This is a genomic window from Siminovitchia thermophila, from assembly GCF_016909185.1.
GTDB lineage: Bacteria > Bacillota > Bacilli > Bacillales > Bacillaceae_C > Siminovitchia > Siminovitchia thermophila.
Genome location: NZ_JAFBFH010000053.1, coordinates 1 through 15,193, shown reverse-complemented (window position 1 = coordinate 15,193; position 15,193 = coordinate 1). Strand labels below are relative to the sequence as shown.

The window sequence follows — 15,193 nt, the reverse complement described above, 5'->3', positions numbered from 1 at the left end:
GAAAAACCGTGAACATTGCCCATTCTAAAGAATCTCCTCTGCTTATAAGTTACCTATATTATACCTTTTTTTGGTTTTATTTGTTAGACAGTCTGTTAATGGCGTACGTGTCAAGATCTTCTCGAATCATTATAGACGCGTTTGATTCGCTAACGCGCTATCGCTTGCTGGCCGCCAATTAGATGTAGGATTTATGAAAGTTCGTGAAAATACCTTTTCCAATTTGCTTATCGAAGATAGATCAGTCTACTATAAATAAATTGTACCTTGTTTTGCCCTCATTGATGGACACGCCATTTAATGAAGGAATGCGAACATCCTAAGGGCTTGATATTTCCCTTTGCTTACTTCTACACTGTTCATTCAAATATGCGCGTAGCAATGTCATGTTTAGGTTTAGTTGCTTGACTTTTATCATGACTTCCCTTCTTTGGCACTCTAATATATTTTCTTTTCTTCATGCGGGAGGTGATATGGGGCCGTTTGGATTCCATATCGCCAATGGTTCGGAAGTTCTGTCACTTTGTTTCTCCAGTCAAAAATTCTCTTCCCGTACAACAACGGTAAATATCGAGAAACTTCTATAAACAGTTACCAAAAAGATGGGATTTGCCAAAACTGCTTTTATAGTTTTTCAACGAAAGAAGAATTTTTTCCATAAATCAAAGAATGTTCAAAAAAACGAAGGCGGAATGTCAACCACCTTTCTCCTCAAACCTCTACATCTGATATTTTAAAGAAGGTGATGGTGCATTTTTATTCTGGAAGCAGTTTCGATTTTTTCTTTCCATCAATTGAAAAAGCTCATGCTTCGTTCATTTTCTGCAGGAGGTGTCGAGTCATACGTCTAACCACATCCCGTATGCATAAGCATTCCTCACCCTTAAGGTTCTTAAGCAGTCAAATTCGATATTGAAAAAAACATCATAATTTGTCAAAATGAAGAAACAAACAATACAGTAGGAGAAACCAGGTATGCTAGTTAATGAACATGTTTCCCCGTACATCTCATTCACACGTGAAGAGTGGCGGCAATTACGAAATTCGACCCCGCTTCCGCTGTCTGAGGACGAGCTCGTGAAGCTCAAGGGAATTAACGAACAAATCTCATTGGAAGACGTATCGGAAATTTATTTGCCTCTGTCAAGATTGTTAAACCTTTACGTTGCCAGCAGTCAAGATACGTACCGAGTAACGAAAACATTTTTACGACATCCGACGGAGAAGGTGCCGTACATCATCGGCATTGCCGGAAGTGTAGCTGTTGGAAAAAGCACGACTGCCCGCATTTTACAAGCGCTGCTTTCGCGCTGGCCGAATACACCTAAAGTCGATCTCGTAACGACGGACGGCTTCTTATATCCGAACCGCATCTTGGAAGAGCGTGGTTTAATGAAACGCAAAGGCTTTCCGGAAAGCTACAACATACGACGCCTGATTCGATTTTTGGCTGACGTTAAATCGGGACGCCCTGAAGTAGCGGCTCCGGTTTATTCACACTTGGCGTACGATATTGTACCGGGTCAAGTACAAACGATTCGCAAACCGGATATTGTCATCGTCGAAGGGCTTAACGTACTGCAAACAGGCGAATCCGAACAACGAAACGGCAAGTACATTCCTAAGCTGTTTGTGTCGGACCTTTTTGACTTCTCCATTTATGTCGATGCTGATGAAGACGATATCGCCCGTTGGTATGTCGAACGGTTTAAAGTGCTGCAACGAACGGCGTTTAGCAACCCGAACTCTTATTTCCACCATTACGCATCCCTTGAAGACGAAGAAGCTACAGAAACGGCGCTGAGGATCTGGAGGGAAATCAACGGGCTTAACCTAGTCTCTAACATCTTGCCAACCAAACAGCGCGCGCAATTGATTTTGGAAAAAGGACCGAACCATTCCGTGCAAGGAGTCAAGCTGCGAAAACTTTAATATGAACTTTTGTAAAGCTCTCGTAAAAATAGGCGGTCGGAACGGACATGCGCTTGTCTTATCATTTTCCGTATACTTCCAACCTTAAAAAAATACTTCTTCATCCGTAAATATACGACACCAACTGAAACGATTTTCATAACATAGAACGCCCATGGTAACCACTATATTTTGTACAAAAGAATGAACAATAATTGACTGGTTTCAAAGTGAATGGAATGATTAACAGTTAAATGAAGTGAAATGCGATCTTACTTATTTTGATCACTTTTGACAGTTCATTGATCTGTATATAAGAAACGATTCACATATATTTGTATTTTATCACTCAGCATTTTTTCATAATTAAGTCGTTAAAAGGCAGTGATAAAAACGTTGGCGGGATGAAATGATGTAACCCGCCTCCACATTGAATTGACAAAGTGTCAGTTAATGTATATACTCGCCATTAGAGAGGTGATTGTGTGCGAGATGTCAAAGATCCGGAAGTTCGCAGGGCCGAAATCATGGAAGCTGCATTACACCTATTTGTTAAAAAAGGATATTTAAAAACAACAACACAAGATATTATAACCAAAGCCAATATCTCTCGAGGCTTGCTATACTACCACTTCAAAGACAAAGAAGATATACTGTATTGTTTAGTGGAACGATATTCCGAACCAATGATAGAACGATTGTTTAAAATAACCTATGACGACAAATCGGCCATCGAAAAGATTCGCTCCTTTATAGAAGCTACTCTCATACAGCCAAACAGCGCAACTCCTGACATGATTGCATTGCAAAACAGTGTTGATTTGAACCAAAATCGCTATTTAATGGATCGTTTCGCTCATAAAGTTTCTGAGAAACTCACCACTTATTTGGGGCATATTATTGAGCAAGGTATCTCGGAAGGCGTTTTTCATGTAGCCCGGCCGTTGGAAACAGCTTCTTTTCTCATCAACGGTTATGTATTCGTTTCTATTGATACAAGTACGTTGTCGAACGAAAAAAAACTGCTTTATTATGAAGCATACAAAAGTTTACTGGAGCGCGCCTTAGGCACTAAAACAACGATCTTTTAACTGGTGTATGAAGCTTGGCGATATTCTCATACGATAAAACGTTATATTTTGCAGTCATTTCGAAAACCAATGGTGTTTTACCATTGGGTATTCTTTATCAGTCAACTGACAGATTGTCAGTAAGAAAGGAGCACGATTTATGCCTATTTTAGAAATCAACCAGCTCACGAAGGTCTATAAAAACAATAAGAAAGCCGTTGATCAATTAACACTATCTGTCGAAAAGGGAGATATTTTTGGATTTATCGGTGGCAATGGCTCAGGAAAAACAACTACCATAAAAGCAGTCGTCGGCATTCACCATTTTGACCAAGGAGAAATCCTCATCGATGGCCATTGCATTCAAAAAGACCCGTTGACTTGCAAATCCAAAATGGCGTATATTCCCGATCAGACAAATTTATATGAACATCTGACTGGATACCAGTATATTCATTTCATTGCGGACCTATATCACGTTCCAACCGCTAAGCGGAAACAAGCGATTAAAAAATATAGTGATTTATTTGAAATGACGCCAAACCTTGGGAATGTTATCTCTTCCTATTCTCATGGGATGAGGCGAAGAACTGCTATTATTGCTGCTTTGGTTCATGCACCCAAACTCTTCATTTTAGATGAGCCATTTATTGGGCTTGATCCGAAAGCATCTTATTTATTAAAACAGGCGATGCAGGAATGTGCTTCAAACGGTGGCGCCATTTTCTTTTCAACGCATGTTCTCGATGTGGCAGAAAAACTATGTAACAAAATTGCCATCATTCATAACGGCAAGTTGATAGCAAGTGGTCCTACTGAAGCTGTTAAAGGCAATCAATCGTTGGAAGATTTTTTTATGGAGGTACAGAGCCCATGAGTAGAGCCTATCTGCTACTCCGAACCCAAATCATGAACTATTTGGCGCTTAATGAAATCAAGCAATCTGGAACGAAAAAGAAAACAATGGTCATAACCGCTGTTGGTGTTATCACATTTGTGCTTTTGTTTTGTATCTATAATTGGTTGACAGCACTCGCCCTCGTCCAACTCGGAAAGCAGGATTTAATACCTGCTTATATGGTTTCGATAGCGAGCTTTGCTATTTTTATTTTAACCGTGCTTCGCTCCAATGGCATTTTATTCGGAAGTCGTGATTTAGATATGCTGTTAGCATTACCTGTCAAATTCAGTGAAATCATAACCAGTAAATTTTTATTGATGTATCTCCTTCATTTCGTGGTTGCTTTTGTATTTATGGCTTCAGGTGGCATTGTATGGATGATGCACACACCTTTAGACATGTTGCAAATGGTGCTTTATGTTATTTCCATATTTTTTGTTCCAATCATTCCAATGTGCATCGCTTCTTTGCTTGGATTATGCATCGTATACATCGCTTCTTATTTTAAAAATAGCAACTTGTTCTCCCTCATATTTTCCTTTGTCGCACTTGGCGTAGTAGGATATGGGGCGGTCTTTATTTTGCAATCGGAAGCAGGGATTGCAAATGTTGGAGCTATGCTAGCGGGACAAATTACTAAACTGTACCCTCCTGCCATTTTATTTCTAGATGACGCGCGCTTTCACGTATCGATTCGTTTAGGAATCTTTATCGCCCTATCGACTGCTGTCTTCTACCTTTTTATCCATTTTGTCTCCATGAGGTACAGTGCACTTAACGACCTGGCAAGCACATCATCAAAATATAGGGCTAAGCAGAAAAACGTGATTAAACAAAGATCTCCATTCGTTGCACTTTATCACAAAGACTTCTCGCTATTTTTCAGTTCTTATACAGCCGTACTAAATGCTGGGCTTGGAGTGATCCTATTGTCTCTTTTTAGCATTTTTCTGGTGCTCCTATCTCCAGAGCAGTTAGGAAAATTTATCGGTATGGATCATATCCATCGTTTTCTCCCGACATATGGTCCGGTGCTTATTTCCGCTATGCTCTCCTTAAGTTGCCCGGCTGCATTCTTTATTTCATTGGAAGGTAAACATATTTGGATCGTACAAAGTTCACCCATCTCCACCAAAGAGATTTTAAATAGTAAACTGGCGGTTAATTTAACATTACATGCTGTTGCCTATTGTCTCGTGATTATAGCTATGATGACACGTATACAAATGAATACATTACAAACTGTGAGCACATTGCTTATTCCGATCGCCTATTCGCTATTTTCTGTTATCCTCGGTCTTTTTCTCAATAAAAAGCATCCGAACTTCACTTGGGATAATGAAATGATCATTGTAAAGCAAAGCCTTCCGGTGATTGCGTCTAGTTTAATCAGCATGGTAGCAGTCGCTCTGCCTGTTCTGCTTCATTGGTTTGTATCTTTTCCACTCCTCCCTCTGTTATGGGGAGTAGCGATTGTGATTACCATCGCATCAACCTTCATGTATCAAACAGCTTGTCGCTCAGCAGTTATTTAATGAAAGGTTGGGATATAAGATGACATTAAAAGATATCATCGTTTTTATACTAATTGCTGCCGTTATATTTGTTATTTGCTTGTTTTTACCTGAAGCCATTCCCATTCATTTTAACGCACAAGGAAAAGCGGATATCATTGTGAATAAGTATTTTTTACTCCTTGGCTCCGTTATTCCATACTCTATTTATTGGCGGTTTTTTCGAAATGACAACGGATCAAAAGAGTGACATCTTCTACAGTAAAAGGCTCCATAAGTGTTCCAAGTATATGTTTAATGGCTCTTTTCTCGAAGATGGTGGCTTTTGAACATATAAAGTGAAACTTCATTCAGTAGGGCTCCTACTGACTGTTAGTTGAACCAATCGGGCATTTAGGTGCCGTTTTCTCCCTCTTAGACACTTTGTATTCACTCATGTTTTGAAGTGGGAGTCTTACGGCACCTTACTTACATGCGGGATAAAGTGAAACTTCATTCAGCAGGCGTTTTCTTTCCTCTCCTACTGAATGTTCGTTAAATGAATCAGGCATTTAGGTGCCGTTTTCTCCCACTTGAACCTTTTGTATCAACTCAAGATTTCGAAGTGCACCTTACATGCGGGATAAATCGAAGTAAGAATTTTTTTAATTTGAGAGTATAATATATTCAGAGGTGATTATATGAACTGGTGGATTGTTGCATTTATACTTTTTGTTGTAACTGGATTGGTTTTGACTGTTTTCGGGTGGAACAAAACGTCTGTTCTCACAATGTTCTTCGGAATATCATTTTTAATGATACCGATATTCTATGCAGTCGAGTGGTTAAAGCCCTTTGTTCCATTTATCCCTCCAATCTCTATTGGAATCGCATATCTGTCTAAGAAAAAAAATACTGCTTAAAGGCAGGGACACAACTACATCAGTTGATGAAAAAACGAACAATAAAGTGAAACTTCATAATGAGGATAGAGCATAAGCGTCCTTTGCTGTTTGAAGGCAGAGGATAAAAAAGTATATTAATTAAAGAAAGTAGCTGTATTAACTGCAACTTTGGCAATAGGTGGAATTGTATTTATTAGTCGTCGTCTTGCAGATTCATCAGAACTTAATGTTGATTATGAACGAACTAACGACTTCAATGGATAGTTTGGGAATCCAAAGCTAGCATGGATAGCAGAAGTTTGCGGAGCTAGTGAATTAAACGATTAGACATAGGCACAAATATGGCATAACAGATTGATAAAAGAGATAAAAAGAAGAATAATGGCGATATAGAGATATGTTAACTACATAAATCAATGAACACGATTTAAATCTGTCATAATTTACTAAGCATTTGATCATTATCATTTTCGGGAGGGCATATTTTCAATATAAAAAAAACACTTGGATTATTAATTACTTGCATTTGGGCAACATTATTCTTCTACTTTTATAATATGTTTATGCCTAAAGGAATTTTATATTTATTAGTTGCTATTCCTACTATATACATTACAACATTTTTTATTTTAAGAAAATCTGGATTTAAGATGTAGTTCGGGATCTACGTCCCTACTTCTAAATGAAAGACTCATACGAATCTTAATAAAACACCCCAGAAATGAACTGCCGACCAACCTGAAAATTCAAAGGACGGTAAACAACCCGTAAAACCTGATAACAAAGTCGGTAAAATTCCTGATAAAGCAAGTGATGACAAATCGGCCGTAAGGATGATCATAAAAAGATGGTTGACCATACGAATCATAAAGGTACAGGAGGAAAACAGCTGCCCAATACCGCAACATCAATCTATATGACATTATTAATTGACAGCTTACTAGTTATCACCGGCAGCTATCCTCATATATAGAAGATATAAATCAAAAATGACAAGGACACCTTAAATGAATTATATGTTAGCCGGTTTACTTTTTTTAGAGTAGCCACGTTCTTCTATTCAATAAGAGTCTCCCGAAGACAGAACCATGGGGAAGGAGCGTGTCCAGGATGAACAGTCCATCTCACCCTTTAACATGGCCTCAAACATGGGGCCAAATTTTAACGTTTTTTTTGATTTAAAAATACAAAAAAGAAATCTATTATTAAAATGACTAACCAAATAACAATAATGGTTATATTCACTTCACTAAAATAAACCCATATTTTGTTCGATTTGAAAATATGCTGTATGTTCTCAAGGCTTTTAGGTACTTTCTCCAATCTGATAAAGATATTTAGAACAATATGCCCCACTATAAATGTTATCAAATGCACAAAAAATTTTTGTTTATTATCCATTAAAATCACCTCATAAACATCTTGACATTCACGTTGACGTGAATGTCAAGATGTTTATGAGGAGGAGATTATTTTGTATACAATCTCAGAAGTAAGCAAAAGATTTAATATTTCGCAGCGAACCTTGAGGTATTACCATGAGATTGGTTTGCTTCTACCCAATGTTGATCCAATGACAAACTACAGATATTATAACAATGCTCATTTAATTGATTTGCAAATTATTCTAAATTTTAAAAAAATGGGCATGGGTCTCGATCAAATCAAAATAATGTTAGAAAATATTCATTCTGAGAATACAAATAAGCATCTGGAAAATGCAATTGATTTAGAAATTTCAGTTATAGAGGAAGAAATGGATAAATTAATGAATAGAAAGAACAATCTATTAAGACTAAAAAATGGAATAGAAATAAACCCTAAAATGATGTCTCTTGATATTCATAGACTTCTCGAATATATAACACATAATGACATAGATAAAGATAACACTTTTTCATCAGATGATTTTAGCTTAGAAGAAATAGAAATATTAAAGAATCTCCCTAATTTAGATAATCCTGCTGACATTCATTCAGATATGAAAGAACTTCTACAAATGATCAGGCGCGGTATGGAAAAATCAAATGATTTGCTAGAACAACAAATATATGCAAAATACATTCAGGTCGTTCCACCATTATTTAATGGTGACCGTCATTTAGAAAAAAAGTACTTCGATATATTAGAAGAAAGCTTGTTAAAAGAGCCGAAAGTCATTCCTTTTAATCAAACATTTTTCAATTATATGAATCAAATATTATTGAAATTTGATGATTGGAGGAGTTGAAATGCTCATTTTAACTCTCATTATTATATGTGAAATCTTATTCTGGGTCTTTGCAATTCTGGGTGTCTTTTTCAGATCAATCATTAAAAATGCTAAGCTTGGGAACTTTTTCCTAATACTTATTCCAATAGACGATTTGCTATTAATTATTTTTAATATTGTCTCCCTATTAATGGGTGAACCTTTTTCTTATAGTCATAGTTTGTCTGGTATTTATTTAGGTGTAACAATAGCATTTGGAAAAACGATTATTAAATGGTTGGATAATAAAATGAATAGAGTTAAAACAAACAAGAAAAAAGATTACCACTATGAAATGTTTCACTTAAAAAAATGGCTACTTGCTGTACTCATTTATCTAATTGTTATGGGCGTTTTTTATATGATACTTACTATGACTGGAGAATCACATAACACCTTCGAAGCATTACCTGGATTCATTATTGTGACTGTTATTTGGTATGTAACAGGACCCCTATGGGTGAAAAAAGAACATTAGAATTCTACATTTTTTCGTTGTACTGTAAAAAAGAGTTAGAAGTTACCATTTTTCTTACTACCCATTATTTAGAAGAAGCTGATATGTTAAGCGACACAATATGTTTTATCAAGACGGTAAAAAAGTACTTCAAGATTCGCCAGCAAATCTTAAACGTTTTACAAGAAAAAATATAATCGGAATTATTGTTACTGTTATTCAAGATTCTGGAAAACTTGAAGAACTGTTACTTCCAAAAGACTATGTCGAATATGTTACTGTTAAGGATCGTTCCGATGATAGCCAACTAAATTTTTCAGATTTAAATTATTATGTACTTCGTTCAAAGATAAGTTTTGAGGGAATAGAAATTATCGAACCTACTCTTGATGATATATTGAGATTATTGGTGAAAGAAGAAATTAGCTATAGAAATACTTAATATCTTTAGGAAAAATGTAAAGTGGCGTTTTCAAAATCCAGCCACGTCTGTGGATTGGAATGAAATCCTATTTGTATAATTCTGCTACTTGTAGTTGGACTTTTATGCTTCAAATTATCTGTTTATATGTTGAATATGGAAAGAAACATTACAATCTGTCGTCCAAACTAATTTTGTGATGAGCTATAATGGTATCCCTACACAAAAGCATACATTATTGCATGCCATTACATGCTACTAAATTTAATAGTGCATCTAAGCAATCTTTGAAATCTCTTCTAGAGAATAACCTTTTATGATAGAATTTACAGCGGGAGTAAAACGAGAATGAAATATATTCATTAGTGTTCACTCCCTACATTTCGTTAGCGTAATTTACACTTTATTGTGAATAATTCAGTATTCAAGCTATAGTTTATGTATTTTCAACCCAAAAACTTTTAATTATTTTCGCCATACCTTCAGGATTATCTACATTTGCTTCATGACCAGCGCTTTGAATAAATTTCAACTTTGCATCCATTATTAGATTGCTTAATTGTTTTGCTGCTTTTCGATTTGGCTTATCTTTTTCCCCGCATAGAATAAGTGTTTTACAGGATATTGCTGATAGCCTCATGCTGAAATCTAATTCTTTCATAGATTTCATTAATTGGATTGCATCCTTTTTGGGTAATCCCATTTTTTTAAATACGGAATTTGGTAGCACTTGAAAAATTACGTTTTGTACAGAAAGAAGAAACTGGGGCATTTTATATTGTGTATTTATTAAAATAAGGGAATTTACCTTCTCTGGACGATCCAATGCATAGTTTAAAGATAGAATTGCACCTAACGAAAGACCACCTAAATCAATAGAGCCATCTTGGTTTTCGCAATAATCAAAAAAGTTATGGTACAAATTACGATAATCAATTTTTCCTGCTTCAATAAATTGAAACAAGTCAGGTGAAACTATCTTTTCGGAATCTATTTTCATGTAGTCTATGACTTTTTGCCAGCTGGTAGCATTTTGACCAAGTCCATGGACCAACATATAAGTCATCATTGCATCCCCTTCTACTTTATGGATTAAACTGTTTTTATTATATCTTAAGTAATATTGAAAAACAAAAATGAAAGATTTAATACTAATCTAAAGAAACGTATTACAAACTTGCAACTGCTACCAATTAACATGTTGAATGAAAAATTACCTGACGGAAAATTTAATGTCATATCTTAAAGTTTTATGAAGTTTTTGAAAATACAGATAAGTACGGATTGACGCAATTAGAAAAAAAGCAGCTCCCTCATTTGAATGATGTAGTTCTTCGTGACATTTTATTACCACAAAAACAGGATAAAGTTAAATAAGTTTTTTAATACATGAAGCGAGCTAGCCAGGTGATTTCGACTAACTCGCTTTTGCACTTATTGAATACCTCATCATTCGTTGCTTCACGACATGTCGTTCTTCAACAGGAATCCGCACAATGAGCATCCAATCGTTTAGCAGCTAAAAATACTGCTTAGCTCTACACATACAGCAAAAACGTCGGGTTACGTTCGGCACTAGTCGAAGCTCCTCTTCTCCCGCAACACCTCCTGCACAGCCGAGCCCTCAAATGGAGTGCGCACCAAAAGGAAGCTCATTCATTAGTAAAGCAGCGATACGTGGCGTGGCAATGCCTGTACTTGAGACGAAAAAAATCCCGTCCATTTCGGAAGGGACTCTTCATTTTACAAACTCCGACAATTGCTTCTTTAGCAAGGACAACAACATGTTCACAATAATGCGGATTGTGTTCTTCGAAAGTATGGATTCAAAAGGCAGACCATTCTAAAGGCATGCAGACGTCTCTAGTATCTATTTTTCCATTTCGAAAGAACTTTAAGTATTTTTCTTTCTGGCTTTTCAATTTTTTGTGCAGTTTATGACCTGACTTGTTAAAGAATGAACCGAAACAACTTTAGACATTTTTCACCTCCCGCAGTTGTAGGTAATTCCAACGATTTAAGGCGATACATGATTGTATTCCAATTCATTCAATAATAGCTAAGCAAAGTTGGCGTAAACTATCGGTAAATTGAATGTCTTGTTCCTTCAAGCGCTTTTTCGGTCCTGGTAAACGCCCGCCAGCACGACGAATTTTTTGAGCCTGATGCCGAGCATAAAGCAGCTGATCAATATTTTCTTCTGTATATAATTGTCCATTTTGGTTGATGGCATATGCCTGTTTGGCTAAAGCCATAGCTGCCAATCCATAATCTTGTGTCACAACAATATCACCGCGTTTTACGCGATTAATTAAAACGAAATCCACTGCGTCTGCCCCTTTTGAAACGATGATCGTACTCGCTCCATCTCGGTGGATTTCATGTGCAGTATCACAAATAATGACGCATTGTATGTCGAGCTCTTGGCATACAGCAATGGTTTCATTTACAACCGGGCATCCGTCTGCATCGATAAAAACAGTTGTCACATGAACACCTCCATTTACGACTTGAAATACTTCAACGCTTCGCGACGGCATCTCATGTAAGCTTCCATCGACTTTCCGAGCTCAACATTCCGCTGCTCTGCAAATAGATCAAGTAGAGCAGGCGTTGACCATTGTTTTTTCATAGCATGCTTCTCCTTACAGACCGTAATGCCTAAAGTGTATCATAGTGGTAAATCATTGCACATTGCAATTCAATGTATGTCATACTTGAACTAGTAAAAAAGAGGAGAGTTGAAAAATGAATGAAAGCTATTTTGTCGGGTGGGGGACATTGGCGCTCATTAATGCCGGAATCGCTCAAGGAAAAAACCGGAGTGGTTTAAACTGGTTTTTACTATCACTACTATTAGGGCCGTTCGCCACTTTATGCTTGGTAATCGCAGAAAAGAAATAGCCGACCTCAACATGGTCGGTTATCAATCCTGACAAATGTCTTTCAAACTTATCGTGCGATCATGATTCTATGCGACAGGATGTTTGAGCTTCTGCAAGAATATGGAGCAATTTTCTTTTATCGCATTTCACCGAGACATTATGGGAGCTTGCGGGAGAGGGCCGGTACCGGAAACATGATGAGAAACAGGTCCTTCAAAGCGAATTGTTTGAGGAGGATCGTAAGGAGTGGCCAGTTACCGAAAAAAACATTTGACTGCGTCCGCCACCAGGTGGGCAAGGGCAGCAAAAACGGTTTTATCATCATTGAACAGAAGCACTCTTCCACTTCCCCAGTTATAAGGAATCCTTATTGCATTCTTAAATACTGTTGACAAGCGGCATTTATTAATTACTATTTTATACCTTTTTTACTTAGCAAATACACTTCTGAATCTAAATCATTGATCTATCTAACATGAGCCTATCACGTGCATTCTTTCTCTATATTTTAGTTAGTACAATCCTTGTGCCAGAATCATTGCTCTCTATTAGAATGTGAAGATTTAACAACTTAGGAACTTCATTAATAATATTTAGCCCTTTTTGATTCGATTGCTGAAGTTGTTTTTTTAAATCAAAACCCACACCATCATCGGTTATTGTCAACTGTTCTTGATCATTTTCTTTAACACCTTCTATAGTTAGATGACTAGCCTTAGAGTGGTATAAAACATTTTGCAAAATATTATCAAGTAGTCTTTCAAACCATACTCTATCCAACTTCCAAACAATATTAGATTCTATATTGCTGGTACAATTTATTTTCTTATGTCTTAAAGCATTGTTCCATTTTTCGATAATGGCAATTATGCAGTCATTTAAGCTGACCGGCGACATATGAGTAATGATAGAGTCCGGATTCAGATAATTCTTATGATATATTCGGTCGCTTAGCGTCGATATTATATCTGCATTTTTATTAATTTCTTCTATCGCTTCTTCGACGTTTTGTTGCGTTTTTAGGTAGAATAAATTAATTTTTATGAGAGATAACGGCGTTTTAATATCATGTGAAAGTTGATCTAAATATCTTTTTCTAATTTCTTCTGATTCCCTATATTTATCCTGATTATATTTTAATCTATCAATTAATATATTTATCGACTCGCCCAGATGGTTCATTTCGCTATTTTTTAACACCTGGAGCTCTACTGGCTCTGGATAGTTTTCGTCTTTCGCTATCCCCCTTATAAGATGTGAAAGAAGCCTTATTTCAGATGAAATATTTATAATCATTTTTGATAGGAAGAAAACGTATAATAAAACCATAATGAAGAAAAGAGAAAAAATATATAAATAATGTTCATGTGCTATAAAAGGAGTATCAGTCCCATTGATATAATCGTGTATTAAATGGGCTAAGAATACGATATAATTTGACATGATAAAGGCAATTGGAAAGAACAAGATAGAGATAAGCGTGAAAAAGTAAATCTTTTTTTTCAATAACATCATTCCTTTTGATCTGTTAATTTGTATCCATAACCATAAATAGTTTGAATTAACTTGCCTTTAATATCCACTTTATTTCTTACACTATTTATATACACATTTAGGGAATTTTCTTGACGGCTACGACCTTCTACTCCCCACACATGATTTATTATTTGCTCCCTTGATAAACTAATATTCATGTTATCAAACAAGTAAAAGAATATCTTATTTTCAGTCTCACTTAATGGTATTCTGTTTCCCGTTACACTATCTACAATTAAATGTGCCCGTTTATCAACTATTATTCCATCTAAATAGACAAGGTCTCCATACTTGTCCTTCAATAGATTTTTAAGCCTCGCAATAAGTTCTAAAGGTTCAAAGGGTTTAGGTATAAAATCGTCACCCAATTCTAAGCCTTTGATTTTATCATCAAGTTGACTATGCGCCGTGAGAAAAACGACAGGCTTGTTAGGATAAACCATTTTTATCCGTTTACAGACCTCATATCCACTATCGAACGGTATCTCGACATCTAACAAAAAAATATCGGCATTGTCTAAATCCGAATAATTAAATCGATTATCTGTTTTCACAATCACCTTGTTAAAATAATCACTCAAGAATATATTTAGAAACTTTGATATATCTGGATCATCTTCGAGAACAAAAATGTTTGACTTTTTAAGTATATTCTCCACGATCAGACTCCTTCTTTCCTTACAAATTCTTTTTATAAATTAATCTCAGGTTGATCATTAGCATAATGGCGTTTATTAGAAATAACAGGGCTATGCCTATAATAGTGGGAGTCATGCCTCCCTCATAATAGTATCCATTATCAATAACGAATAGTCCGAGTCTATACCCAAATGCTGTAGGAATGTAAAAGGAAAAAGGTGCCGCCATTAGAATCATTGACAATAAAGAAACACCTATCCCAATAGATATGCTTGCTACTATATTCTTAGTTAATTGGATGACAGCTGCAAACACTAGTGTAATGGTTGTAATCACTATTATATTAAGGATTATATAAGAGGATATTAAGCGAAGAATATTCTCTATATTCCCGTCTATAACAAAATAGAAAACAGACAAAATAAATAATTGCATTACACAAATGGCTGACATAATGATTGTAGAGACAAGTATTTTTGAAAAAAGTAATTGATAACGTGGAATATTATACGTTATCCAATCTAAATACATTTTGTTCTTGAATTCGATATAAAAAATAAAGGAGATTAACACACTAGAAATGATCGGTAACATCATGAAATACTGATTATAATAAGTAAAGTAAAAACCATGTTTATGGCAAACTAATAATGTAGGGATTGGCATTTAATTTATGTATGGCCCGTAGGGCATACATAAATTAAATACGCCACTTGCCAACTCC

General features: G+C 35.9%; 17 protein-coding genes. 11 read left to right on the top strand and 6 right to left on the bottom strand.

The annotated features are described in order from the left end of the window. The 10 genes from JOC94_RS21775 to JOC94_RS21730 all read left to right on the top strand — a co-directional run. Positions 1-182, top strand: a 182-nt coding sequence (locus tag JOC94_RS21775; RefSeq protein ID WP_205180346.1) for a hypothetical protein, incomplete at its 5' end; no start/stop codon positions are given. 793 nt (positions 183-975) lie between these two features. Continuing rightward, positions 976-1,932, top strand: a complete 957-nt coding sequence (coaA, locus tag JOC94_RS21770; protein ID WP_077113030.1) for a type I pantothenate kinase — start codon at positions 976-978, stop codon at positions 1,930-1,932. Between the two features lie 464 nt (positions 1,933-2,396). Further along, positions 2,397-3,002 (top strand): TetR/AcrR family transcriptional regulator, encoded by a 606-nt coding sequence (locus JOC94_RS21765; protein WP_077113029.1) that lies wholly within the window; start codon positions 2,397-2,399, stop codon positions 3,000-3,002. Between the two features lie 145 nt (positions 3,003-3,147). Further along, positions 3,148-3,858, top strand: a complete 711-nt coding sequence (locus JOC94_RS21760) for an ABC transporter ATP-binding protein (protein ID WP_077113031.1) — start codon at positions 3,148-3,150, stop codon at positions 3,856-3,858. Beyond that, positions 3,855-5,417 carry a hypothetical protein gene (locus JOC94_RS21755; protein ID WP_077113028.1) on the top strand — a complete coding sequence of 521 codons (1,563 nt, stop codon included), beginning with the start codon at positions 3,855-3,857 and terminating at the stop codon, positions 5,415-5,417. The genes JOC94_RS21760 and JOC94_RS21755 overlap by 4 nt, the downstream gene beginning before the upstream one ends. Before the next feature lie 19 nt (positions 5,418-5,436). Further along, positions 5,437-5,646, top strand: coding sequence for a DUF1648 domain-containing protein (locus tag JOC94_RS21750; protein ID WP_077113027.1), 210 nt, complete (start codon positions 5,437-5,439; stop codon positions 5,644-5,646). Positions 5,647-6,076: 430 nt separating this feature from the next. Continuing rightward, positions 6,077-6,298: a hypothetical protein gene (locus JOC94_RS21745; protein WP_077113026.1), complete on the top strand. Its 222-nt coding sequence runs from the start codon at positions 6,077-6,079 to the stop codon at positions 6,296-6,298. A 1,456-nt stretch (positions 6,299-7,754) separates the two neighbouring features. Continuing rightward, on the top strand, positions 7,755-8,510 hold the full coding sequence (locus JOC94_RS21740) for a MerR family transcriptional regulator (protein WP_077113024.1): 756 nt from the start codon (positions 7,755-7,757) through the stop codon (positions 8,508-8,510). A gap of 1 nt (position 8,511) precedes the next feature. Further along, a complete protein-coding gene (locus JOC94_RS21735; RefSeq protein ID WP_205180343.1) occupies positions 8,512-9,009 on the top strand; it encodes a hypothetical protein in 498 nt (165 codons plus the stop codon). Positions 9,010-9,109: 100 nt separating this feature from the next. Further along, positions 9,110-9,430 carry a hypothetical protein gene (locus JOC94_RS21730; protein ID WP_077113022.1) on the top strand — a complete coding sequence of 107 codons (321 nt, stop codon included), beginning with the start codon at positions 9,110-9,112 and terminating at the stop codon, positions 9,428-9,430. A 415-nt stretch (positions 9,431-9,845) separates the two neighbouring features. Here JOC94_RS21730 and JOC94_RS21725 read toward each other — a convergent pair whose 3' ends face one another. The 3 genes from JOC94_RS21725 to JOC94_RS23275 form a co-directional block, all read right to left on the bottom strand. Then, positions 9,846-10,478, bottom strand: coding sequence for an alpha/beta fold hydrolase (locus JOC94_RS21725; RefSeq protein ID WP_205180342.1), 633 nt, complete (start codon positions 10,476-10,478; stop codon positions 9,846-9,848). Positions 10,479-11,454: 976 nt separating this feature from the next. Next, a complete protein-coding gene (locus tag JOC94_RS21720; protein ID WP_077113020.1) occupies positions 11,455-11,898 on the bottom strand; it encodes a YaiI/YqxD family protein in 444 nt (147 codons plus the stop codon). Between the two features lie 14 nt (positions 11,899-11,912). Continuing rightward, positions 11,913-12,041, bottom strand: coding sequence for a hypothetical protein (locus JOC94_RS23275; RefSeq protein WP_268921017.1), 129 nt, complete (start codon positions 12,039-12,041; stop codon positions 11,913-11,915). A gap of 116 nt (positions 12,042-12,157) precedes the next feature. Between JOC94_RS23275 and JOC94_RS21715 the strand changes: the two genes are divergently transcribed. Beyond that, positions 12,158-12,313: a hypothetical protein gene (locus JOC94_RS21715; RefSeq protein ID WP_171973967.1), complete on the top strand. Its 156-nt coding sequence runs from the start codon at positions 12,158-12,160 to the stop codon at positions 12,311-12,313. A gap of 482 nt (positions 12,314-12,795) precedes the next feature. Here the strand turns inward: JOC94_RS21715 and JOC94_RS21710 are convergent, their stop codons facing one another. Genes JOC94_RS21710 through JOC94_RS23610 form a run of 3 tightly spaced genes read right to left on the bottom strand, consistent with a single transcriptional unit; the run spans position 12,796 to position 15,066 of the window. Continuing rightward, positions 12,796-13,800 (bottom strand): sensor histidine kinase, encoded by a 1,005-nt coding sequence (locus JOC94_RS21710; protein WP_139345691.1) that lies wholly within the window; start codon positions 13,798-13,800, stop codon positions 12,796-12,798. 5 nt (positions 13,801-13,805) lie between these two features. Next, the gene (locus tag JOC94_RS21705; protein WP_077113018.1) at positions 13,806-14,489 is read right to left on the bottom strand and encodes a response regulator transcription factor; all 684 of its coding nucleotides are present in this window, start codon (positions 14,487-14,489) and stop codon (positions 13,806-13,808) included. A 19-nt stretch (positions 14,490-14,508) separates the two neighbouring features. Next, positions 14,509-15,066, bottom strand: coding sequence for an ABC transporter permease (locus JOC94_RS23610; protein ID WP_205180341.1), 558 nt, complete (start codon positions 15,064-15,066; stop codon positions 14,509-14,511). Positions 15,067-15,193: the final 127 nt, after the last annotated feature.

Bases quoted from the DNA above. Each gene is read 5' to 3' on its own strand.
- JOC94_RS21750 (WP_077113027.1), top strand. From the start codon at position 5,437: ATGACATTAAAAGATATCATCGTTTTTATACTAATTGCTGCCGTTATA.
- JOC94_RS21745 (WP_077113026.1), top strand. From the start codon at position 6,077: ATGAACTGGTGGATTGTTGCATTTATACTTTTTGTTGTAACTGGATTG.
- coaA (WP_077113030.1), top strand. From the start codon at position 976: ATGCTAGTTAATGAACATGTTTCCCCGTACATCTCATTCACACGTGAA.
- JOC94_RS23275 (WP_268921017.1), bottom strand. From the start codon at position 12,041: ATGAAAAAACAATGGTCAACGCCTGCTCTACTTGATCTATTTGCAGAG.
- JOC94_RS21730 (WP_077113022.1), top strand. From the start codon at position 9,110: ATGTTTTATCAAGACGGTAAAAAAGTACTTCAAGATTCGCCAGCAAAT.
- JOC94_RS21725 (WP_205180342.1), bottom strand. From the start codon at position 10,478: ATGATGACTTATATGTTGGTCCATGGACTTGGTCAAAATGCTACCAGC.
- JOC94_RS23610 (WP_205180341.1), bottom strand. From the start codon at position 15,066: ATGATGTTACCGATCATTTCTAGTGTGTTAATCTCCTTTATTTTTTAT.
- JOC94_RS21715 (WP_171973967.1), top strand. From the start codon at position 12,158: ATGAATGAAAGCTATTTTGTCGGGTGGGGGACATTGGCGCTCATTAAT.
- JOC94_RS21755 (WP_077113028.1), top strand. From the start codon at position 3,855: ATGAGTAGAGCCTATCTGCTACTCCGAACCCAAATCATGAACTATTTG.
- JOC94_RS21735 (WP_205180343.1), top strand. From the start codon at position 8,512: ATGCTCATTTTAACTCTCATTATTATATGTGAAATCTTATTCTGGGTC.